Annotated in this window: 9 protein-coding genes and 8 pseudogenes; 9 read left to right on the top strand and 8 right to left on the bottom strand. The window is 60.2% G+C overall.

Annotated elements, in window-relative coordinates; genetic code table 11:
- The first annotated feature begins 375 nt into the window (after window positions 1–375).
- From LJU32_26360 to LJU32_26380, 5 genes and pseudogenes are all read left to right on the top strand, one after another.
- The gene (locus LJU32_26360; protein ID WKV91208.1) at window positions 376–834 is read left to right on the top strand and encodes a transposase; all 459 of its coding nucleotides are present in this window, start codon (window positions 376–378) and stop codon (window positions 832–834) included.
- Between the two features lie 993 nt (window positions 835–1,827).
- Window positions 1,828–4,964 (top strand): annotated as a pseudogene (locus tag LJU32_26365) (penicillin-binding protein).
- 205 nt (window positions 4,965–5,169) lie between these two features.
- Window positions 5,170–5,979: a hypothetical protein gene (locus LJU32_26370; protein WKV88801.1), complete on the top strand. Its 810-nt coding sequence runs from the start codon at window positions 5,170–5,172 to the stop codon at window positions 5,977–5,979.
- Window positions 5,889–9,356: a hypothetical protein gene (locus tag LJU32_26375; GenBank protein ID WKV88802.1), complete on the top strand. Its 3,468-nt coding sequence runs from the start codon at window positions 5,889–5,891 to the stop codon at window positions 9,354–9,356. The genes LJU32_26370 and LJU32_26375 overlap by 91 nt, the downstream gene beginning before the upstream one ends.
- Window positions 9,353–10,278 (top strand): annotated as a pseudogene (locus LJU32_26380) (NEL domain-containing protein). The gene LJU32_26375 and the pseudogene LJU32_26380 overlap by 4 nt, the downstream one beginning before the upstream one ends.
- 56 nt (window positions 10,279–10,334) lie before the next feature.
- Here the strand turns inward: LJU32_26380 and LJU32_26385 are convergent.
- From LJU32_26385 to LJU32_26410, 6 genes and pseudogenes are all read right to left on the bottom strand, one after another.
- Window positions 10,335–11,552: a hypothetical protein gene (locus LJU32_26385; protein ID WKV91209.1), complete on the bottom strand. Its 1,218-nt coding sequence runs from the start codon at window positions 11,550–11,552 to the stop codon at window positions 10,335–10,337.
- Window positions 11,553–11,596: 44 nt separating this feature from the next.
- Window positions 11,597–12,090 (bottom strand): annotated as a pseudogene (locus LJU32_26390) (fimbrial protein).
- A gap of 33 nt (window positions 12,091–12,123) precedes the next feature.
- On the bottom strand, window positions 12,124–12,867 hold the full coding sequence (locus LJU32_26395) for a molecular chaperone (protein ID WKV88803.1): 744 nt from the start codon (window positions 12,865–12,867) through the stop codon (window positions 12,124–12,126).
- A 44-nt stretch (window positions 12,868–12,911) separates the two neighbouring features.
- Window positions 12,912–14,122 (bottom strand): annotated as a pseudogene (locus LJU32_26400) (hypothetical protein).
- A 4-nt stretch (window positions 14,123–14,126) separates the two neighbouring features.
- Window positions 14,127–16,648, bottom strand: a pseudogene (locus LJU32_26405) (CS1-pili formation C-terminal domain-containing protein).
- Between the two features lie 112 nt (window positions 16,649–16,760).
- A complete protein-coding gene (locus tag LJU32_26410; GenBank protein WKV88804.1) occupies window positions 16,761–17,252 on the bottom strand; it encodes a CS1 type fimbrial major subunit in 492 nt (163 codons plus the stop codon).
- Between the two features lie 498 nt (window positions 17,253–17,750).
- On the opposite strand from LJU32_26410, the pseudogene LJU32_26415 reads away from it, so the two are divergent.
- Window positions 17,751–18,325: pseudogene (locus LJU32_26415) on the top strand (PadR family transcriptional regulator).
- Window positions 18,322–19,107, top strand: coding sequence for a siderophore-interacting protein (locus LJU32_26420; protein WKV88805.1), 786 nt, complete (start codon window positions 18,322–18,324; stop codon window positions 19,105–19,107). Before LJU32_26415 ends, LJU32_26420 begins: the two are co-directional and overlap by 4 nt.
- 120 nt (window positions 19,108–19,227) lie before the next feature.
- Here the strand turns inward: LJU32_26420 and LJU32_26425 are convergent.
- Both LJU32_26425 and LJU32_26430 read right to left on the bottom strand, forming a co-directional pair.
- Window positions 19,228–19,865: pseudogene (locus tag LJU32_26425) on the bottom strand (Pr6Pr family membrane protein).
- Window position 19,866: 1 nt separating this feature from the next.
- Complete coding sequence (locus LJU32_26430; GenBank protein ID WKV91210.1) at window positions 19,867–20,085, bottom strand: VF530 family protein; 219 nt, start codon at window positions 20,083–20,085, stop codon at window positions 19,867–19,869.
- A gap of 311 nt (window positions 20,086–20,396) precedes the next feature.
- Between LJU32_26430 and LJU32_26435 the strand changes: the two genes are divergently transcribed.
- On the top strand, window positions 20,397–21,758 hold the full coding sequence (locus LJU32_26435; protein ID WKV88806.1) for a carbohydrate porin: 1,362 nt from the start codon (window positions 20,397–20,399) through the stop codon (window positions 21,756–21,758).
- Window positions 21,759–21,977: 219 nt separating this feature from the next.
- Window positions 21,978–24,384: pseudogene (locus LJU32_26440) on the top strand (glucose/quinate/shikimate family membrane-bound PQQ-dependent dehydrogenase).
- Window positions 24,385–24,508 lie beyond the last annotated feature (124 nt).

A 24,508-nucleotide genomic window follows, 5' to 3' on the forward strand; every position in this document is an offset into this window, starting at 1 on the left:
GGGCAGACGCGTCTCGCAGGGCGGGCCTGAAAGATCAGCGGGGCGTGCAGTATAAAAAGCTCAGGGCAGGATTTTTCACTCTAAAAGTCACAACATTCAGCGACAACTCTCGGCAATTGTGGGTTCCGCGGAGAGGCATTACCTGCATTACGTAGGAAAAGTCGCCACTGAAAAAGCCGCGAAGTATTGCACAGCGATGGTGCAGCGTCATGTTTCAGCCCTAGGGCATTTGATCCACTGTGTGATGTCTCGCCTCGCTTGATCACGGATAAATCGCCGACGGATTCAGAAATTTCACTCAACAGTTGCAGCGCCGACCGGGGCGGCCAACCACTAACCTTTGAAAAAGCCAGGAGCACATGCAAGGAAGCTCACCTGCCAGTCCGTCCCAACTCCCACCGTCTGCGCCAAGGTCGTTTCTCGGAAAACGGTCGTGCCTACTTCATCACCTCAGTCATCCACGAACGCCAGCCCGTATTTGCAGATTGGCAGGCCGGCCGATTACTGGTTGCCGAACTGCGCCGGGCTCATGAGCAAGGAGTCGCGCAATCCATCGCCTGGGTTGTCATGCCTGACCACTTTCATTGGCTGATGCAATTGCAACGCGGCTCACTTGGTGAAGTCATTGGCGGTGTAAAGGCTCGCTGTACGCATGCGGTTAACAGAAAAACCGGACGTCACGGACCGCTGTGGCAAACCGGCTACCACGACCGTGCGATCCGTGACGGCGAGGACCTGGAGCCCTTCGCCCGCTACATCATCAATAATTCCTTGCGAGCCGGGCTGGTCGATAACCTCGGTGACTACCCGCTTTGGGATGCCTGCTGGCTCTGAGCGCAATAGTGCTATGGAATAGGTGGATTTCTTCCTCACACAGACAAACTCCCGGGATGTGAACAGCCTCTTTGTGGCGAGGGGATTTATCCCCCGCTCGACTGCGCAGCAGGCGCAACTTCCTTACACGCGGTGTGCCTGTAGAAACCGTGTTGGCAGGTTTTGGGGCTGCTTCGCAGCCCAACGGGGATGAATCCCCTCGCCACAGGGAATCCCTGCAAGACTGATAAATCTGCTAGCCACAGGGAGTCCATTGCTCGCACAGACACATCATGGGGATGTGAACAGTCTCTTTGTGGTGAGGGATTTATCCCCGCTCGGCTGCGCAGCAGTCGCCACTTCCTCACACGCGGTGTGCCTGTAGTAACCGTGGAGGCAGGTTTTGGGGCCGCTTCGCGGCCCAACGGGGATGAATCCCCTCGCCACAGGGAGTCCCTGCAAGACTGATAAATCTGCTAGCCACAGGGAGTCCATTGCTCGCACAGACACATCATGGGGATGTGAACAGTCTCTTTGTGGTGAGGGGATTTATCCCCGCTCGGCTGCGAAGCAGGCGCACCTTGCTCAAACGCGGTGTGCCTGTAGAAACCGTGTTGGCAGGTTTTGGGGCCGCTTCGCAGCCCAACGGGGATGAATCCCCTCGCCACAGGGAATCCCTGCATGACTGATAAATCTGCTAGCCACAGGGAGTCCATTGCTCGCACAGACACATCATGGGGATGTGAACAATCTCTCTGTGGTGAGGGGATTTATCCCCGCTCGGCTGCGCAGCAGGCGCAATTTCCTCACACGCGGTGGGCCTGTAGAAACCGTGTTGGCAGGTTTTGGTGCCGGTTCGCGGCCCAACGGGGATGAATCCCCTCGCCACAGTGTTTGTTCCAGTTTTATTCAGATAAAGCGCAGGCTCCGCTCTTCACATTTTTTTCACCGGCTCCAACCACCGTCTAAGCTTCAGACAAGTCCGATCAATCTGCGTGAATGGATCAGTCGACTATGGGCGCTTTGTGGCAAACCGATTCGAGTAAAACCGTGGTTCCGACTGAACGTGTGGATGAAGCGCCTGTCCCTGAAAAACCCCGCCGCAGCCGGCACGGGTGGAAGGCTTTCTGGTTGTTGCTGGTGATCATCGCGGTGGTGGTGGGACTTGCCGCATCCAAGGAAATGCGCACCTCGCGTTTTCAGGCGCGGGAGCTGAGTCAGTACGCCGCTTCGCTGACCTACAGGCTCGAGCCCGGCCCCAGCGAAGCGATCCACTATCCGGGCAACGGTCCTTTCGATCTGCGTCTGGGTTACAGCTCACTCGACGAATTCCTGCCGCGCCTGCTCAAGCGCAACTATGTGATCACCGAGCAGACGCGCTTCTCCCTGCCCTGCTCGGTTACACCGACAAAGGCCTGTTCGTGCCGTATTCGGAAAAGATTCAGGCCGGGCTGTCGATCGCCGATTGCCGAGGCGCGCCGCTGTATCGGTACAACTATCCGCAGCAACTGTATGCCGACTTCGCAGCGATTCCGCCGGTGGTGGTCAGCAGTCTGCTGTTCATCGAAAACCGTTTCCTTCTCGACCCGAAACAGCCGCTGGCCAACCCGGCGGTGGACTGGCCGCGCTTCGGCATGGCGGCGTGGTCGCAAGTGGCGAAGCTGCTGCACCTGCCCGGGCAATCGGCCGGTGGCAGCACCCTGGCGACGCAACTGGAAAAGTATCGCCATTCGCCCGACGGCCTGACCGTGTCCGGCGCGGAGAAGATCCGCCAGATGATTTCTGCCAGCGTGCGCGCTTATCAGGACGGCCCGGAGACGCTTGGCGCGCGGCAGAACATCGTCCGCGATTACCTCAACAGCGTGCCGCTCTCGGCAGTGCCCGGCCACGGCGAAGTGCACGGCATGGCTGAAGGCTTGCGCGTCTGGTACGGCAGCGATTTCAACAAGGCCAATGAACAGCTGAACAGCCCGGCGACCGACCCGCAGACCATGGCCGCCAAGGGGCTGGCCCTGCGTGAAATGCTCTCGCTGATGATCGCCCAGCGTCGTCCTTCTCACTACCTGACCAAGGGTCGCGACGAATTGGCCAACCTCACCGACAGCCATCTGCGTCTGCTCAAACAGAACGGCGTGATCGACAGTGCCTTGGCTGACGCCGCGCTGGCGAGTACCGTGTCGTATCGCGACTGGCAGACTCAGCCAACGATGCAGCCGATCGAAACCAACAAAGGCATCAGCGTCGCCCGCAGTCGCCTGGCGAGCATGCTCAACCGGCCGCTGTACGACCTCGATCGCCTCGACCTGTCGGCCACCAGCACCTTGCAGGGCGATCTGCAAACCCAGGCCACTGCCTATCTGAAAAAACTCGCCGACCCGGCCTACGCCGCCGAAATCGGCCTGCTTGGTGAACGCCTGCTGACGCCGACCAGCACCACGCAAGTGCGCTACAGCTTCACCCTGTTCGAACTGACGCCGGACGGCTCACGGGTGCGCGTGCAGACCGACAGCACCGATCAACCGTTCGACATCAACGAAGGCAGCAAACTCGAACTGGGTTCCACGGCAAAAATGCGCGTGCTGACCACCTATCTGCAGATCATCGCCGAGCTGCACGACAAGTACGGCGCGATGAGCGTGGCGCAATTGAAGAAGGTCGAAGTGCCGGAGCAGGACCGCCTCAGCCAGTGGGTCGTCGATTACCTGATCCAGAACAAGGATCACGACCTGTCGAAGCTGCTCAGCGCTGCGCTGGATCGCAAGTATTCGGCGAGCCCCGGCGAAGCGTTTTTTACCGGTGGCGGTCTGCACACCTTCCATAACTTCCGCAAAGAGGACAACGGGCGCCTGCCGACTTTGCGCGATTCGTTGCGCGAGTCGATCAACCTGCCGTTCATTCGCCTGATGCGTGACATCGTCCGTTACACAACCTACTCAGGGCCCAATGCCGAGTTGCTCAAGGATGATCGCGACCCGCGCCGTCAGGAATACCTGGCCAGTTTTGCCGACCGCGAAGGCACCTCGTTCCTGCTCAAGTTCTGGAAAAAGTACAAAAACAAGGACACCCAGGCACGTCTGGAAACTTTCCTCGACAGCATCCGGCCGACGCCGATTCGCATGGCGGCGGTGCACCGTTATCTGTTGCCCGACGCCAGCCAGGAAGATTTCAACAGCTTTGTTCGCGCACACCTCAAAGGCGCCAAGCTCAAGGAGAAGCTTACCGATGATCGCCTGATCCGCCTCTACGATGCCTACGGCCCCGGCAGTTACGATCTGCCTGACCAAGGCTTCATCGCCAAGGTGCATCCGCTGGACTTGTGGATGATGGGCTACCTGCTGCATCACCCGGAGGCGACTTTCAGTGAGATCGTCAAGGCCAGCCATTTCGAGCGTCAGGAAGTCTACAGCTGGCTGTTCAAGAGCCGGCACAAAGGCGCGCGCGACAGTCGCATTCGCACCATGCTCGAGATCGAAGCGTTCCTCGACATTCACCAGCGCTGGCAGAAAGTCGGCTACCCGTTCGATCACCTCGTGCCGTCGCTGGCCACCGCCATCGGCAGCTCCGGGGATCGCCCCGCCGCCCTCGCCGAGCTGATCGGCACCATCCTCAACGACGGCGTGCGCATGCCGACGCTGCGCATCGACAGCCTGCATTTCGCTGCCGGCACACCCTATGAAACGAAACTGGTCAACGATCCGCACGTCGGCAAACGGGTAATGCCGGTGGAGGTGGCCCGAGCCATGCGCGAGGCACTGTCGCAAGTGGTCGATGCCGGTACCGCAAAACGTGTGTCCGGCAGTTTCAAATTGCCCGACGGCACACCGCTGGCGATGGGTGGCAAAACCGGTACCGGCGACAACCGCATTGCCGCGATTGGCTCCGGTGGGCGGATCATCAGTTCGAAGTCGATCAACCGCACCGCGACGTTTGTGTTCTACATCGGCGATCACCATTTCGGCACCCTGACCGCGTTCGTTCCGGGGCGCTCGGCGGAAAACTTCAAGTTCACCTCGGCCCTGCCCACACAGGTGCTCAAGGGCATGGCGCCGATTCTCACGCCGCATTTGCAACCGGGCAGCGATTCGCAATGCCGCCCTGCGCAAAACACCGATGTGGCGCTGGTCGAGCACGGTCAGCGCAGCTTGAGGTAACAAAGCGTGTCGGGGTAAACGCTTCAGGGTGAGGTTTTTTTACTTTCGCAGGTGGTAACCCTGCATTTTTCCGATTCGAATTTTCGTCGGGTTACGGCGCTGGAACGCCGTTTGCCTCCCGTTCTTTGAACTTTTGTTTTGCCCCGTCGTGGGTAGGCTGATCATTCCTCAACCAATCAAGGATGATTGCCATGCCCTCTCTCCCGTGCCGGATGACAACCCAGACCAAGGGCGCCACTACGAATTCATCAAATCCGCCGTCAGTACTCCGTTCAAGACCGCAACCGTCAGTCGCGCCGAAGCGCTGGCCGCCACGCCTTTCAATATCGAGCCGTGGTACCAGACAGCCTCTGCCAAGGATCAGCAACGGCTCGCCGCCGCCAATCTCAAGGCGTGGGGCTCGCAGAACGCGGTTGATCACCTGCTGGCGAAAATCGACCTGTACACCTTCGCCGAACCCTTGCTCAAGGCAAAAATAAAAGCGGTGTACGGGATCGAACCGGATGTCAAAACCACCTGGCTGCGCCTGTACATTCCGGCAGCCACGCCCTGGTATGCGCTTGACCTTTCTGCTGGCGCCGTCACACGTACGGTATCGCTGCTGGACGCCGCGCTGCACAACTTTGCCAGCACGGAAATTGCCGGGCCCGACTCGCAATACATCAGCCAGCCCGACGCGCGTGATCTGTTCGATGTTTTGCCGCTCCGGCACAAGATGTCGATTCAACAGTTCCAGACGCTGTGTCGCGAGCTGGACCTGGGTGCGCAGTACCAAAAGCATCTGGAAGGCACGCTGTTGCCAGCCCAGCCGCTGGCCGAAAGTCTGCTGCGCTACCAGGTGTTGCAAAGCCAGAAGGACGCCCTTGTCGTCGCGGCGCACATGGCGCTGATCAGGGGCGACATCGAGGACGATGCACACAAAAGGTGCTGCGCCTGGCCACCAGCAAATTCTCGTCCCCTGGCACACAGCGGCCGGTTCGCTGGTATGACCTGTCGCTGCTCGACCAGCCGATGACCGGGATCATGCTGTTGCCACACGGTGCCAGCGACGCTGCCGGTGCAAGACCCGTGATCGCCTATGTGCCACACGATCCGGATCATCCGCTGAAGCAATACGACTCGCTCAAGGCATTCGGCAGCGAACTGCTCCGACAACTGCGCGAGGATCGCTTGTGCCCTGCGACGCGACAGACGTATCGCCAGTTCTTCAGTCAATTCATCGACCAGCAACAGCGCGGACATTTCTTTGCCGAGCTGGAACAACGCCTGTTCGTCGTCAGGTATCACCCGCCTGAAAGCTCGACCGACCAACGCCCGCCATGGCGCAAGGACCCGGTGGACAGCCCGAATCTGCGGCTCGCTGAGACCCGCCTGCTCGGTGATTACTGGCAACACGCTTATCTACGCAAACTCGACAAGATTCTCAATGACGGCCGCGAGATCGCCGTGTCCACCGCTGACACCGACAGCCAGGCGCGTTGGGCGTGGTGGGACAACTTCAAGAAAATCGTTTCGGACATTTTCAACGTCGCGCTGCTGATTGCCACACCGTTCGTGCCCGGTCTCGGCGAACTGATGCTCGCCTACAGCGCGTATCAACTGACTCGGGAAGTGGTCGAAGGCGTGGTCGATCTGGTACAGGGCCAGCAAATCGAGGCAGCCGAACACATCATCGGTGTGGTGAGCAGCGTGATTCAGCTGGCGGCATTCGGCGCCGGTGCGCAAATCGGCAGTGCCTTCAAACTCAAGCTGTCACCGTTGGTCGAGGCTATGAAGCCGGTGAAACTGCCCGATGGCAAAGCCTCGTTGTGGCACCCGGATCTTGCGCCTTACGAGCAAAACGACCTGCAACTGGCCGCTTCATCGAAACCCGACCCGCATGGCCTGCATCAGTTGGGCAGCCAAACCGTTCTGCCGCTGGAGGGCAAGCTCTACAGCGTCGAAAAAGCGCTCAGTCATCAATCTGCAAACGTTCACCGCATCAAGCATCCGCAGCGAGCCAACGCGTATAAACCGATCCTCGAACACAACGCACAGGGCGCCTGGCGGCACGAGGCGGAGAACCCGCTCGACTGGCACGACAGCGCCTTGATGCCGCGCCTGGGTCACAACGTCGAGCGTTTTTCCGCGACCGAACTGGAGCAGATCCGCGCCAGCAGCGGCACCGCTCACGATGAGCTGCGCGCCATGCATGACAGCAGCAGCGCGCCGCCGCCGTTGCTGACCGATTCGCTCAAGCGCTTCACCGCCCGCGCGGACGTGGGCCTCGCCAGCGCGGACATTCGCGCCGGGCGCCCGCTCAAACCACCCGCCGACTGGTTCGAACCGATCGCTACCAGCTTGCCGGGCTGGCCCGGTCGGCGCGCGATCAAAGTGACTTACGAGCAGGTGGAAGGCTACTCGCGCCAATACGGCGATCCCTCCGCAGGCGAAGCCGACACCCTGACCATCAGCCAGGCGGATCTCAATGCCGGCCGCTTGCCCGAACGTCTGAATGATTTCCTCAACGAGGGCGAAATGCGCGCGCTGCTCAAGCGCGACGTGCCGGCGATCGCCCGTCCGCAGGCCCTTCGCGACTTGCTCGCCGAGGCGGTAGAGTCCGGCCGCGATGACATTGCCAGACGCTTCTATCAGGCCGCCGACCGACCGCGAACACGCAAGGTTCGTATCATCAGGCAGCGTTTTCCCGAGTTGCCGCTGCCCTTGGCGGAAAAGCTGCTGAGCGATGCCAGCCCGGCTGAATTGCAGCGCATCGGCGACGAGCATCGCTTGCCGCTGCGCCTGAAACATCAGGCCCGCGAACTCGATTTCGAAGCCTCGGCCAGCCGCGCCTATGACGGTTTCTACCGCGACACCCCACCCACACCGATGACCGAACGGCTGGCGCTGAGCACTTTGCGCAAATACACGGACGCCTTCGGCCACCTGCGAATCGAAGTGCGCGACGGCACCCCTGCAGGACCGTTGCGTTGTGAGCTCGGCCCGGATGACGCGACCACCATCAGACGTTTGATCAGAGACGAGCATGGCCGTTACGAAGTGCTCGACGCCAACAATCTCAAGCTGCACGGCGCCGACGATTTCTACGAAGCGATTTTGCGCGCCTTGCCGGATGAAACACTGTCTGAGGTGGGCTACAGGCGCGGCCAGGGCCGGCCGTTCAAACTATGGTTGATGGAGCTGGCGCAAGCGCCAGCCGACCGCCGCACGGCATTGGCCGAACCGCCGATTCAGCGAGCCGTGAGCATCGAAACCGAAACACTGGTGCGCGGCTGGCCCCGCCTTTTTCGGCGCTCGACACCTGAAGAAAGGATCAAGGACCTCTATCCGAAGATGAGCCCCCGGGAAGTCAGCGCATTTGTTGAGGCACTCAAGCGCAAGGGCGAACCGGTCGAGGCCATCGCGAGCCTTGAAAACGACCGAACGCAGTTGCACAACGAATTGCAGCGCTGGCGGGAAAGCTACCCTGCCGGCGTGGATGCCAACGGTGAACCCATTTACGGCGCTTCTGCGGATTTCATGCAAAAAGGCGGGCGGCACATCGAGGAGCGCCTGATCGAATGTTTTGATCGCCAGGGTGAAATCTTCGGCGAACGCAGCGTGCATCCCGACCAGGGTTACACGCTGGATTTATCTTCGACCATCGCCCGCCCGGAACTGGAACGCTGGTGGCAAACGCTGTACCAACGCCCCGGGATGAAAAAGTATTTCGATCGCATCACGGCGTTGAATCTCGACCGGGCGCGCCTGTCGCCGGACCCCAGCGTGCTGCTGAGCCACTTCCCCAACCTGCGCCAACTGAGCGCTCGCCAATGCGATTTGCGCGAACTGCCGTCCGTAACCGGACTGATGGCCAACCTGGAGGAGCTGGATCTGGCCGACAACCGCATCACGCTGAATGCCGAAGCCAACCGGCAATTGGGCCGATTGACCCGACTGCGCACCCTGAACCTCAACGGCAACCCACTGGACCTGCCGCCCGATGTCAGCGCGATGAATCACTTGGCGCGCCTGCACCTGGCCAATTCGCGTATCCAGACCTGGCCCGAAGGTCTGTTCACTGTCGACTCAGTGGCCAAACCACGCCCGCGCAGCCTGATGCTGGATTTGCGTGGCGCGCCCCTCGACACCTTGCCGACGGTCAGAGCCGGGTCTGATCAGGCCTTTGTGCTCAGTCGGGCTCGCTTCGATCAGACACGGCTGAGCAACGAAGACCGGGTGCGCTTAGGCGAGTACCGGACCTCTACCGGCCTGTCTTTTGTACAGGATTATTCCCCGCGGCGGACGACGAACTCAGCTACTGGAGCCGTTTTCCCAAGGACGCCCCCGGTACGGGACCGGGTCCGTCAGGCGCGCTCAGCACCTGGCGCAAGGAGTCCTGGTATGACCTGATCGCAGAGCCCGATTCCGCCGGTTTTTTCAGCGTGATTCGCAAACAGCGCGAGAGTGCCGACTACCGCACCGATGCAGGTCGCCGGCGACTGACCCGGCGGGTCTGGGAAATGGTCGATGCCGTTGCCGTCGATTCGAAGCTGCGCGAAACGTTGTTCAAGCAGATTGTCTCCCCGAAGATTGCGGCGATCTCGGCGCGCAATTGTTCAACTCGCTGGGCATGAAAGTATTGGTATCCAAGGCCTACACAGAGTCGACTTCACCCGCAGTGCTGGAAGACCGTCTCGTGCGTCTGGCGCGCGGTGCGGCACGCCTGAATCGCGTCAGCGATGAAGCGGCGTTCGAGTACAAGACCCAGGAGGCGCTCAATAAGAGCGACCCGAGCATCCCGGCGCCGGATGAAGTTGAAGTCCATCTGGCCTACGAGACCGGTCTGGCTGAGCGCCTGCAACTGCCCTGGCAAACCGACGACATGCTGTACCGCAAGCGCTCGGGGGTGACGCATGAAAAACTCGACGCTGCCTACGCCACGATCACCGAGGGTGAAGCCGGCGATGGCCTGGTCAACGGAATGATCAGCCTGGGGTCGGATAATTTCTGGGAAAACCATTTGCTGAAAACGTACCCGGAGCAATACGCAGAAAATAATCGGCTATATGATCGCCAGGGCGAGCAACTCGATGAGCTCAAGGACGCTAAGGCCGAGTGGGCCAATCCGACCGCACGGACGAACATGCACGCACTGACTCGCCGCATCCAGACCCTGGCAGAAGCACTGGGCATCCCTGCCGACGGCGACCTGTTCGACGACGCACCGCTGAGCGAGGAACGCTATCTGGAGTTGTATGACGGCATCGCGTACAAACGCCGCGAACTGTCCCGGCGCCTGACGCGTGAGGCGATGGTCAAAGCCGGCCTGTGATTGTTTTCTGACGCGATTCGGCCAGCGCCGCTCGAGGTCTGGCCGATGGTTGTGGCCTAGTGCACTTCGGAATCCCAGATCACCGTGATGTTGCCCTTGTAGGGTTTGTCACCGGCGTTATCGATGAGCCAGTTGGTGTATTGCTCCGCCACTTCGAAGTGCAACGTGCCCGGTTTGCGGTCAACGTAAATGCCAGGCTGAAAGGGTGCGGTCGCCGTGCGGCCCAACGGCACGTTACGCACCGGGCGTCCGGCGCTGTCGGTCAATCCGTGGGGCAGGCTGACGCTGACGTCGACCGCGCCGGCATAGCCCGTCTCGCGGTTCATGATGGCGCAGCCATCGCCGAATCCAAGATCATGCTCGCACTCGAGTTTCATGGTGAATTTCGACGAAGCCGAGATGTTGAATGTCTGGTCGCGATACAGCCGCGTCGGCCGCCGTCCGCTCTCCAGCCAGCCCTGCCAGCCACCTCGAGGTTCCAGCAAGACATGGTTGCCGCCGGGCGGGATATCGACTTTGAGGGTGTGTTGCACGTCGAGGACAAAATCCAGAGTGATGCTGCCGTCGTCGGGCCTCATCATTGATCCCAGCTGGAAATCGCCGGTAGGCCCGACGGTGTAGGCGATTGATCCGGTATACAGCCCGCTCGACATACCCAACGGATTGGGCGTTCTCAGCTCATAGGCAAAATCGAGTTTTTCGAAATACATCGCGGGAATGCGGAACGCGGCAGTCTTGGTACAGGAAGCCAGCACCGGCGTATGCCAGAAAAAACGGTAGCTCGTGTCGCTATATCCTGCCAGACCACTTCCGCCGCAGGGTGCCGGGGCATACAGCCAGCCGGTTTGGGAGGTCCAGAGCCGGTCATGCGCCTGCGCGGCGTTGGCGATACCGGTCAGATCCTGCACTCTATGACTCAGGACGAATCTTGAGCCAATGCCAGTAATACGCACCTCGACGATTTCCGTTTCCTGTGTGTCCTCATTGGTCACCGTCAACCGGCGCCAGTCAGCGGGCGCTCGCAGCGAAACATCATCACCGGACACAAGCGCACGATCTGAATCGTGACGCACAGGCAATTCGATGCTGAACATATTATTGGCTGCGCACTTGTCCGGAAAGGAGACACAGTAGCCTCCGTTGGGCGTCTGATTGATAAACAGATTTTTACCCGGCTGCGACGGATCCGGTTGAAACATCGCACGAATCTCCTGATTGACCGCATGCGCTTGAGTCATGCCCAACGCCATCAGTACGCCTACCGCGCTGATCATTTTCTTCAAAGGCTGAGCGGCCCGCCCGTTCGTAGTCATGATTGTCATCCCGCACTCGGTGTGCCGGCGTTGAACATCAGCAACACGTTGCCGTAGTAGTCACCGGGTCGATAGCCTCCGGCCGGTTCGATCGGTTCGATCTTCAGCGCAACACGTTTGCCGGCGGCGGCTTCTTCCCGGGACACCACTTGTCGCGCGATGGCATGTGAACTCAGCTCGACGCCGTTGAAGGTCACGCGCAGTTCGATGATCTCTCCCGGCCGGCCGTTTTCCAGATAAGGATCGAGCAGCAAACGGGCCTCGATCGCACTGCTGTCATGGCGCACATCGAAGTTTTTCTCCACGTTACCCAGCGTTGACGTGGGGTAATCCCAATTCAGGCGCTGGGGCCGGTGAATCCAGTCCGGCTCCGCCGGGATGACGTAAAGGGTCGGCTGGGGATGGTCAGCGACACTTCGAAAGTGTGCTCCTCCCGCGCGCCCCAGGCCTCGGTGCCGGCAACTGCCAGCAGCACGAGGGCGATGCATTGCTTGATCATGTCGGGTACCCGATGCGTCAGTGGTAAAGCGTGTCAGCGGCTGGCGACTTTCAGGGCTTTTCTGTCGGCGCCCTCGATCAGGAAAAAGCGGTATTCGCGGCCTTTCTCCTTGTCGAAGGCGAACGTCTTGCCGGCCAGCACATGGTGTTTGGTGGTCGCGCCGCAGTCGCTTTCCTTGCTCAGCGAACAGCTCTTGAATTCGTCGATGATGAGCACCGTGTTGCCGTTGTTGCGCAATTCATAGCGCGTATCGGTTTCATTGATCGCCGTGTCGAAACGCGCATTTTTCGGGCGCACGAAGAAGATCGTGCCGAACCCGGTCATCACGTTGACCCCCGCCGAGAGCGATTTTTTGTAGTCATCGCGTTCTTCATTGCTGACGACGAAATTGTCCTCCTGCTCCGGCACGACCGGCACGAACCGCACGCGGAAATAGCGCTCGCGATCCCGTTCGCCCATGTACAGCAGGCGCGTGCCCTGCATGCCTTGCGCCGGTACGATCAGCCGCGCCGGGCTGGCCATCAGGCCATTGCGCGAGGCACCGTCGGCGGCATTGACCACGGCAATTTCCTTTGACGTTCCATCCGCCTCGTAGACGATCTCCAGCACGTTGACCTTGACGAACGCCGTGGCGTCACCGCTGTTGAATACCCGTTTGAGGTAGGTACTTTTATCGGCATCCAGGTAGTCGTATACCGTGCCCACATTGATCTGTGGCCCGGCCTGCGCCGTCAGGCAAAACACGCTGAGCAGGCTCAGCAGCAATCCTCGGTTCATCGTTTTCAACTCCACGAATTTGGCAAATGTCCTGACTGCAGCGCTCATACGTCCGAATCCCAGATGATGGTCACATTGCCGCGCAACCTGCCGCTGGCACCGGGTCCGAGCAGGAAGTCGATCGCAGAAGGTGTCATGTCGAAATGCAAGGTGCCGGGCTTGCGATCGACGTACAGGCCTGGCTGGAACGGGCCGGTCCAGCGGTTGAATTGCAACGAATGGCGGTTGACCGACCCGCCCGGGCCGGTGATGCCGGACGGCAGGCTTATGGAAACCAGAACTTCAGTGCTGTTGCCCTCCGGATTGCCCAGCTTGCAGACGTTTCCTCCATAGGAATGGCACAGCAACATGACCTTGAAGCGCGACGACGCCGAGATATAGAACAACTGATCGCGAAAGATCCGCGTCGGCTTGCGCCCGCTTTCCACCCACCGCGCCCAACCGCCCTCGGGTTCAAGGGTGACGTTGTTGCCGCCCGGTGGCAGGTCGACCTTGAGGGTGTGCTGGACGTCGAGGACGAAGTCCAGGGTCAGGCTGCTGTCGTCCGGTCGCATCAACGGCCCGAAATCGAAATCACCCGCCGATCCGATGGTGTAAGTCATGGAGCCGGTATATAGCCCCGAAGACATACCCAATGGATTGGGGGTACGAAGCTCGTAGGCAAAATCGAGCGTATCGTACTCAATGGAAGGGATGTCGAACGCCGCGTATTTCGTGCATGGCGCCTCGACTGGTGTTTTCCAGAAAAAACGATAATGCTCGGGTCCGTACGGCGCATTGCCGCTGAACTGGCAAGGGGCGGTGCATAGACCCAACTCATGTTTGACCAAAGTCTTCGGTGACCTTCAAGTTCGTCGCTCACCCCCGCCAGAACGTAAGCCGGATGGCTGAGGACATACTTGGTCCCGACCCCTGTGATGCGCACTTCAACGATTTCCGATTCCTGAGTATCCGCGTTGATAACTGTCAGTTGGCGCCAGTTGGCCGGTGCCTTCAGCGCAAGGCCATCACCGGGGCGCATACTTCTGGCCGATACGAAACGAGCCGGCAGCTGGATACTGAACATATTGGCTGGCACGCACTGGTCCGGATAACTCGCGCAGTAACCACTGATGGGCGTCTGGTTGAGGAACACGTTCTTGCTCGGCTGAGATGGGTCCGGGCGAAACACCGCACGGATCTCCTGATTGACCGCATGCGCCGCAAACGCCGCTAGCATCAGCGCGAGAGCGCAGCCACCTGTGATGATCTTCATGGCTTCAACCCGCCTTCTGTTCGGTGGTAGTGACATCGGCCAGCGTGTCCGGCGTGCAACGCAGATCACCGATCATCAACACGTTGTTTTCGCTGCGATGGTCGGCCTCGTTGAGGCGGAACTGACACAGCAACTGATTGCCCTGACGTACTTCCAGGGTCGGTGAGCCGGCGTTCATTTCCATCGAGAAGAACCCGTCGACTTCGGTCACGCCACGGCTGGCGTGGTTGATCACGTGATGGCCCTTGAGCGGCTGGCCGCGACCGTCAACCAGACGGCCGAGCACGGTCAGGGTTTTCATCACGCGGATCTGGCGGTACTCAACGCCACCCTTGTTCAAGTGATAACGGGTGCGCGCCGGCTCAATGGTGGCGGCCGGCACGGCGTTGCCTTCGAAATCGAAACTCACCGAGCTGTTCTGATACGCCGTGATCGGAATGAAATTGCGCCCCGGCTTCAACGCAGCACCGCCGCCGCTGTAGTCGTCGGCGCGCAGGACGATGTCCTCGATGTCTGACTCGACGTCGACAATCATCCCGGCACCGCGCACTTCGCTCTGGCTGGTCAGGAGCATTTTCTCGCCGCCGACCACCAGCGTGCTGTCGAGGTTGAGCCCGCCCGTGAAGTTGCCGTTGTAGGAGGAACGCTGGACAAACGCGTCGCCGCTGAGCGCATCGGTGCGGAAATTGGTCAGGCTGGACATGCCCAGGCCGTACGTGTCGGTGAGCGCCGTCACCGAGACGCTTTGCAGCACGTGGTCCTTGAAGTCCCTGCGCCAGCCGAGCGAGGCATTGTTGTCGCGTTTGCCGTCACGGGCGGTGCGCGAGCCAATGCTGCCGGTGAGCTGCTGGCCAGGTGCGCCAAGGGCCAGGTTGATGCTCAGATCAACACCGCGATTGCGCGCATCGCCGCTGCTGAAACTGCCCGGCCGATCAAACAGCGACAGCCGCCAACTGGCATCGCTGCCCAACAGCACGGTGCGCTGGGTCCAGCCCAGATCCACGCCCATGCCTTCGACATTGCCTTCGCTGTGCGACAGCCGCGCGTTCACCGAACTCTTGCTGCTCAGGCGATGGTTGAGTGCCAGCGAGGAGTTACTGGTCTGCCCGACAAACACGTTGCGCGGCCGAATGCGCGTGCCATCGGGCAACGTGTCGTAGGTATTGGTGGTGTCGAGCCAACTGCGGTTGTGGCTGACCACGATACTGCCGGCGCCGTAGTTATAGAGGCTCTGCAGATCGAGACCGGTGCCGTAATCCTCAGTCTTGTAGACGTTGGCGTACAACGTGATGTGATTGGCCAGCGTCCAGTCGATGGAGGTGCCGTACTGCAGTTTTTCGCGGATCTGCCGCGCCGAGGCACCGACAATCACCCGTGGGTGCAGCAGGTAGTTCACCGACGCGCCGGCGGTGGGACTGCCGCTCGATTGCGTGTCCCAGTTGCTCAGCAGCTTGCTCTCCTCGCCGGCGAATACGTTGTAGCGCCAGCGCTCGTCGAGGTTGCGCCAGTTGTTGGGCTTGTACACCAGCTCCTGAGTCGTCGAAGTGATCTGGCCGTCTTCGATCAGGCGCACTTCCACCTCATAGATACCGCCGGGTAGCGGGCGGGTATCGAGGGTCTGCAGGCCGGCCGGTACCGATTGCGTATTGATCAACAAACCGTCGCGCCAGATCTCCACCGAACCCTGCCGGTTGGCGGTGACGTAGATGGGGTAAACGCTGGGCATCGGACTGTTGATTGCCAGGCTGTCGGAGCTGCCGTACATGACGCCGACCGCCGTATCGGGGCTGGTGCCGAACGTACGCGGCTGGCGCGTCAGTCCTTCGGAATTGGGGTGAAATAGCCCAGGCGAAAGAAACTGCCTTGCAGTTCGCGCTGGGTGTGCAGTTCATGTACCGCGTGATAAAGCTTGTCGTCGGGGCCGCCGAGCCGGGCCATTTGCAGATTGAGCGTCTGGCTCCAGTTGCCGAGGCTGGCGCTGGCCTCCAGACCGAAGCGTCCGCCGAGGTCCTGGTCCTGACCACCGTTGAGGTTGAGCTGATTGCGCACCATCAGGCCGCTACTGCCACCGCTCGGTTGCTCGTAATAACGTTTGGCCTCGACATCGCGTTCGGCATCTTGCGTGGCGATCGAAACCAATGAGTTTTCCAGGTTGTAATGCACCGCCAGAAAACCATCCGGGCAAGATCCCGTGCATGCGCCCAGAGGCACGCCGGGCTTGAGAAAGCTCGCCCATTTTTCCCGTTCCGCAGGACCGAAGCGGTTTTCGCTGGTGTCGGTGAATTCGAGGAGTGTGAGGCGATCATCGCGCGACAGCACCACCATGGCCTCGCCGAGCGGCTGTTGGTCGACCTCGACCCGCACCGCCAGCGGCACATCAAAGAAATGCTCCTCGAAATCCGCCGGCAAGCCTTTGGCCTGGGCCAGCAGACTGCGTGGCGTCGTACCGGCGGCGCTGGCGGCCATGGCTGTGCTGGCACACAACAACAGCGCAAGCGCAGCCGCGATGGGTGTCATCGGGAACATGAACTTGTACTCTGATTGACTGACAATGAAAGTCCGTCGGGGCCTACATGACTGTCTGCCCCGGCGGTTGACGCCACTCGTGAAAAGCGAGCGTATTGAGCTGATCAGTTGATCAGTTGCCGCCAATCGGTGGCACGGCGTCAAAGATCATTGCCACGGAACCGGTGTAGTCACCCGGCTGGAAGTTGCTGCCCTTGGCGGAGATTTTCAGCGGTGCGCGATAGTTGACGTCGGACTCGGCTTCACCGACGACCATTTGCGGAGTGGTGGTCAGTTCCTTGTTGTTGAGCATCACTTGCAGGTCGATCGAAGTGCTGCCAGCGACCAGTTTTGGCAGACTTTCCAGGCTGGCGTGTACCGAACCGTTGTTGTTGCGCACATCGAAGAAACCGTTGACTTCGGCCATCTTGCCGGTCGTCGGCTGATAGCTCATGTCCTGATCCTTGTTGACCAGGTCAGGATCGGTTGGCACCACGTAGAAACCATTGGTCGGCACGTGAGCGACGAGGCTGATGGAATGCGACGCTTCGCCCGCAGCGAAGGCACCGGTGGAGGTGATTGCCAGAAGAGCCAGGGGAGCAGCGATTGCGAATTTCTTGAACATCGTTCAGTACCTGTTTGCTTTATATAAGAGAGGTGTCATTAAAAGTTCATAAACCCATTGCTTAAGCAGCAGCGGATCAACTTGAACTTTCAACGGTGGGCATCATCGACTGTTGCCTCTGGAATGTAAGCAGGCAACTTCCGACAAACGCGTAGTTAAACCACCCTGCACCCCGCCAGAAAAAAGAACAAAAAACAGATACTTGCGACATTCGCTGTAAGTTTCGCCTTACATACAGTTATCCGAAAAAAACCATACAGCAACTTTGCCGCTTTAGATCAGCAACTTTGGAGGTATTAGAATATATACTCAAGAGCAACTAGAGCGATAACTTTAACTTCGAGGTCACGGCATCGTTCAATCACCCAAATATATTTTTTCCGCCCGAAGGGTGCTGGTGACCGCTCGTCCGTCGAAACGCGCTTGAGGAAAAAACGTCTTGCGCCACCGTTAAGATATATCTTAAGTTGTATCTAAATACGACGTGAGAGAAGCGAAATGAGAGACCACCATCCCCCCACCGCGAGCACGGCGACGGCCGCGACGGCTTCGAGAAGCGCCCGGGTCGCGAACGCGGCGGCCGCGGCCCTCGAGTGTTCGCCCCCGGTGATCTGAAATTGCTGTTGCTGGCGCTGATTGCCGAACAGCCATGCCACGGCTACGACCTGATCCGCCAGATCGAAGGCATGTTCGACGGCGCCTACAGCCCGAGCCCCGGGGTGATATACCCGACCTTGACCTTTCTGGAAGAGAGCGACCTGATCGCCGGCGATGCCGAGGCCGGCAAAAAACGTTACAGCGTGACCGACGCCGGTCGTCTGTCTTTGAGTGAGCAGGCCGTAGCGCTTGATGGCGTACGCATGCGCATCGACGTCAGCAAGCGCTCACTGCGCGGCCATGATCGCCCGGCGGAAATCCACGAAGCGGTGCACAACCTGCGCCATGCCTTGCAGCTGCACCACGGTCGCTGGAGCGCCGAAGAAATCCTGCGCGTGCGCGACCTGCTCAACGACACCGCCAAAGCCATCGTCGACGGCCCTGCCGTTCAACCTGCCCAGGAGACAGCCGAATGACTGCAGTCGATACTCAAACCATTCACCGCGTCATGCATGAAATCAAACGACGCAAGCTTGAAGTATTGCGCGTCACCGACCTGACCCCGCGCATGCGCCGCATCACCCTCGGCGGGCCCGAACTGGCCGGATTCATCAGCCTGGGCACGGACGATCACGTCAAACTGCTGTTCCCGCAGAACGCCGAACAGGCAGCAGCGCTGGAGACAATGAAGCTCGGCGCCGGCAAGGACAACGGCCCGATGCCAGAGATGCGCGACTACACGCCGCGTCGCTACGATCTGGAAAAAATGGAGCTGGACATCGATTTCGTCCTGCATGGCGATGGCCCTGCCTCGACCTGGGCGGAACAGGCGCAACCGGGGCAGTTTCTGCACATCGGCGGGCCGCGCGGGTCGATGATCGTGCCGGACATCTTCGACAGCTACCTGCTGATCGGCGACGAAACCGCCCTCCCCGCCATCGCCCGCCGCCTCGAAGGTCTGGCGGCAAATCGCAAGGCGCTGGTGGTGATTGAAGTGGAAAACGGCGCCGAGCAGCAAGTGCTGGAAAGCGCTGCGCAGTTCAATGTCATCTGGGTACTGCGCGAAGGCGGCAAGGACAACCTGCTGACGACGGTCAAACAGCTGCAAGTGCCCAAGGGCAATCTGTACGCGTGGGTGGCGACCGAGACCAAGGTCTCACGGCAGATTCGTCGGGTGCTGATCGATGAGCATGGGCTCGATGAACAGTTCATCAAGGCGGCCGGATACTGGCGCGCCGAGGGCACTGACGAGGAGTGATTTTCTCCTGACCACAATTCCCGTGTGGGAGCGAGCTTGCTCGCGAAAGCGGTGTGTCAGTCAACATCCATGCAAACTGATACACCGCATTCGCGAGCAGGCTCGCTCCCACATTGAATATCAACTTCGTGCGGACAATCTGCGGTCGAGGCCGATCACCAGCAACCCCACCAACACAAACCCCACCAGTATCCCCCGGCATTCGCCAGCACCTGTGGATAACCCAACACCGCGACATCTATGAACGGGTACGCATACGCGCCAAGCAGATGCCCGCGCAGCAAGGCGTAGATGAAATACACCAGCGGATAGATCAGCCACAGCGGCAGGTGCCACAGGCGCAACGTGCCTTTGGGAACGCAGCGCCACCAATAGCCGAGAAACAGCAATGGCATGACGTCATGGAGCAATTCATCGGCGACAAACTGCCAGCCTTGGGGATGCCACAAGTGCCGCAACAAAATGCTGTAGGCCAGACCGACCACGGCGATGCTTACCGCAATGCCACTGCTGACCCACGGTTGCAGGAACCAGCGCCGCGCGGCACATTCGCGCTCGGTGACCGCGCAGGTCAGCACCGTCGCCACCAGGGTGTTGGTCAATATCGTGAAGTAACTGAAGAAACTCACCAGCCCGCCCAACAGGCTGGCGCCGATGCTCAATCGTGCGAAGAGAATCAGGTACAGCTGAATTGCCAGCCCTGCCCAGCCCAACACGGCCAGGCCGGTGATCAGGCGTCGCCGCCTCGCGCTGTCCATCTCAGAGCGGTCGCTTGGTGCGCATCAGCTTGACGTAAAGGCGTTCGACCTTCTCCCGCGCCCACGGCGTCTTGCGCAGGAAGGTCAGACTCGACTTGATGCTCGGATCGCTCTTGAAGCAACGGATGTCGATACGCTCGGCCAGCCCCGACCACTCGTAGTGAGTCACCAGCGCATTGAGGATCTGTTCGAGGGTCACGCCGTGCAGCGGATCGGGGATTGTTCGTTCATGCCGGCCTCTGGGCGAAGTGGAAATGCGTAAAGCCGCGCACCTTAGCCGAGGGGCTGAGCGGGTGGAAGGCCTTCCTGCAAATGTAGGCCAACCCGGGAAGATCGCAGGCTGTGGCCCGGCTCACAATGCGCCCGTTTGCCGCACTGTTACCGAATCCGAAACGCTGCATGTCTGCAAAAGCCCTTTCTCAATTTGTTACAGATCATTATCCTGCCGCCCTTCCGCTGAAACGCTTCACTGCCTGCGACAATCTGAAGCGCTCGGCCTGCACCCGTAAAACATCAAAAAAGACTTTATTCATGGCTGATTTTTCCTCCTTCCGAGATAGCGCTACCTTCGCGCTGCGCACCTTCGGCGGCTGCACCGCCCTTGGCCTTGCCACCTGCGTCCAGGCAGCTCCAGCCTTCGACAGTGAGTCACCGTACATGCTCGGTGACTGGAACGGCACGCGCACAGAACTCGCGGAAAAAGGCTACGACTTCAAACTCGATTACACCGGCGAAATGGGCAGCAACCTGCACGGCGGCTATGACCACGATCGCACTGCGCGCTATAGCGACCAGTTCGGCCTCGGCACCCATCTGGATCTGCAGAAGATCCTTGGCTGGAACGACGCCGAGTTCCAACTGACCATTACCAAACGCAGCGGCAACAACATCAGCAATGACCGCATCAACGATCCGCGCGTTGGCGGCTTCACTTCGGCGCAGGAAGTCTGGGGACGTGGCCAGACTACGCGCCTGACGCAAATGTGGTATCAGCAGAAATTCTTCGATCAGAAACTCGACATCAAGGTCGGCCGGTTCGGCGAAGGCGAAGATTTCAACAGCTTCCCCTGCGATTTTCAGAACCTGGCGTTCTGTGGCTCGCAGGTTGGTAACTGGGTCGGCGGCATCTGGTACAACTGGCCGGTCAGCCAATGGGCGCTGCGGGTCAAATATCACCTGACGCCGGAGCTGTACGCACAGGTCGGCGCCTATGAGCAAAACCCGTCGAACCTCGATCGCGGCAACGGTTTCAAACTCAGCGGCAGCGGCACCCAGGGCGCGATCCTGCCGGTCGAACTGGTGTGGACGCCGAAGCTCAACGGCCTGCCGGGCGAATACCGCGCCGGTTATTACTACAGCAACGCCAAAGCGTCTGACGTTTATAAAGATCGCAATGACCAGCCGGCAGCGCTGAGCGGCGAAGCCTACCGCAGCGCGTCGAGCAAGCACGGCGTATGGCTGGGCCTGCAGCAGCAGGTCACCAGTGTCGCCAGCGATAACAGCCGGGGTTTGAGCCTGTTCGCCAACGCGACGATGCACGACAAGAAAACCAACGCCATCGATAACTACGTGCAGGCCGGCCTGACCTACAAAGGCCCGTTCGATGCCCGCGCCAAGGACGACATCGGTTTCGCCCTGGCCCGCGTCCACGTCAACCCGGCCTATCGCAAGAACGCCGAAATGACTAACCGCGCCAACGCCGTCTACGACTACGACAATCCGGCGTTCCTGCCACCGCAGGACACCGAGTACAGCGCCGAGCTGTATTACGGCGTGCACGTGACCAATTGGCTGACCGTGCGCCCGAACCTGCAATACATCCGCCACCCCGGTGGCGTGAACGACGTCGACGACGCCCTGATCGGCGGGATCAAGATCCAGTCGTCGTTCTAGAGATCTACACAAATCCAATGTAGGAGTGAGCCTGCTCGCGATAGCGGTGTTACAGGCGACATCTCCAGAGACTGAAACAGCGCTATCGCGAGCAGGCTCACTCCTACAGGAATGCATTTCGTTAGCCGAACAAGTTTTTATCTGAACCATGCCTGCGCCAAATCGTCATCTAAAGTGACTACAGCGCGGGACTACATAAACGTCACGGAGAATCACACTATGAGCACCGAAAGTGCTTCGAGTCGGGGCCGTCTGCTACCGGGCCTGCTCGGCATTCTGCTTCTACTGATGGGCCTGGCCATGCTGGCCGGGGAGTCAAGCTGAGCATGCTCGGCGGCTCGCTTTACTATCTGCTGGCCGGTATCGGCATCGCATTGACCGGCATCCTGCTGCTGATGCGCCGTCGTGCGGCGCTGGGCCTGTACGCCATCGTGCTGTTCGCCAGCACCGTATGGGCGTTGTGGGAAGTCGGTCTGGACTGGTGGCAACTGGTGCCGCGTCTGGCGATGCTGTTCGCCCTTGGTCTGGTGATGCTGCTGCCGTGGTTCCGTCGCCCGCTGCTGCTCAACGGTCCGGCGCCAATGGGCACCGGCGCCTTGAGCGTAGCGGTGGTACTGGCCGGCCTGACCGCTGTAGCCAGTCAGTTCACCAACCCAGGGAAATCAAAGGCCAGCTGGACCGCGACAGCGTCGACGGTATGACCAACACCGCCCCGGCCATGCCCGACGGTGACTGGAATTCCTACGGCCGCAGCGCCCACGGTGATCGCTACTCGCCACTGGCGCAGATCACCCCGGCCAACGTGAGCAAACTCGTACCGGCGTGGACCTACCGCACCGGCGACATCCCGGGGCCGAACGATCCGGGCGAAACCACCGCTGAAAACACCCCGCTGAAAGTCAACGGCATGCTCTATGTGTGCACGCCGCACAGCCAGGTGATTGCGCTGGATCCGGACAGCGGTAAGGAAATCTGGCGCTTCGATCCGAAGCTGAGTACGCAGAACGCGGCCAACTTCAAAGGCTGGGCGCACATGACCTGCCGTGGCGTGAGCTATCACGACGACGCGGTCTATGCCTCCGAGCAGAGCCCGACCGGTTCGGCCAGCCCGGCCCCGGCCAGCGCCTGCCCGCGTCGCATCTTCCTGCCAACCGCCGACACCCGTCTGATCGCCCTGAACGCCGACACCGGCAAAATGTGCGAAGACTTTGGCGACAAAGGCCAGGTCGACCTGAGCGCCAACATCGGCGGCTTCAACGCCGGCGGCTACTACTCCACTTCGCCACCTGCGGTCACCAAGGACCTGGTGGTGATCGGCGGTCACGTCACCGACAACGTTTCCACCGACGAGCCTAGCGGCGTGATCCGCGCGTTCGACGTGCACACCGGCAAACTGGTGTGGAACTGGGACAGCGGCAACCCGGACGACACCGCGCCGATCGCCGAAGGGAAGACCTATACGCGCAACTCGCCGAACATGTGGTCGATGTTTGCCGTCGATGAAAAACTCGGCATGCTCTACCTGCCGATGGGCAACCAGACCCCGGACCAGTTCGGTGGCATGCGTACGCCTGAATCGGAACTGCACGCCGCTGGCCTGACCGCGCTGGACATCGCCACCGGTAAGGTGCGCTGGAACTTCCAGTTCACCCACCATGACCTGTGGGATATGGACGTCGGCGGTCAACCGACCGTGATGGACATCAAGACCGCTGACGGCGTCAAGCCAGCGGTACTGGCGTCGACCAAGCAGGGCAGCATCTACGTGCTGGATCGCAGCACCGGCAAGGCCATCGTGCCGATCAACGAAATCCCGGTGCCACAAGGCGCGGTGGAAGGCGACCACACTTCGCCGACCCAACCGAAATCCGACCTCAACTTCATGCCGCCGCCACTCAAAGAACGCGACATGTGGGGCGTGACGCCATTCGATCAGATGCTCTGCCGGATCGACTTCAAATCCCTGCGTTATGACGGCCCGTTCACCCCGCCATCGCTGCAAGGTTCGATCGTGTATCCAGGCAACTTCGGCGTGTTCGACTGGGGCGGCATCTCGGTCGATCCGGTGCGCCAGATCGCCTTCGTCAACCCGAGCTACATGGCGTTCCGTTCGAAACTGGTACCGGCTGCAGAAGTTGCCGGCGGCCCGGGTCGCAAGAGCGAAACCGAAGGCGTACAGCCCAACAAGGGCGCGCCATACGGCGTGATCCTCGAGGCGCTGCTGTCGCCAATGGGCTTGCCATGCCAGGCGCCAGCGTGGGGTTATGTCGCAGCGGTCGACCTGACCACCAGCAAAACCATCTGGATGCACAAAAACGGCACCGTGCGCGACAGCTCGCCGGTTCCGATCCCATTGAGCATGGGCGTACCGAGCCTGGGCGGCACCTTCACCACTGCAGGTGGCGTTGCCTTCCTGAGCGGTACCCTCGACCAGTACCTGCGCGCCTATGACGTGAAAAACGGCAAGCAACTGTGGGAAGGCCGCCTGCCAGCCGGCGCGCAAACCACACCGATGACGTACACCGGCAAGGACGGCAAGCAATACGTGCTCGTCGTCGCCGGCGGTCACGGCTCGCTGGGCACCAAGCAAGGTGACTATGTGATTGCGTACAAACTGTCTGAGTAAGCGTTAGCGAGCGGTAAAGAAAAGGCGATGTCCCGTAAGGGACATCGCCTTTTTCATGCATGAAATCTTAAAGCTGTTCACAAGGAGTGAGCCTGCTCGCGTTAGCGGTGTGTCAGACAGCAAC

The sequence above is a fragment of the Pseudomonas sp. B21_DOA genome (genome assembly GCA_030544685.1).
Lineage (GTDB): Bacteria > Pseudomonadota > Gammaproteobacteria > Pseudomonadales > Pseudomonadaceae > Aquipseudomonas > Aquipseudomonas fluorescens_AO.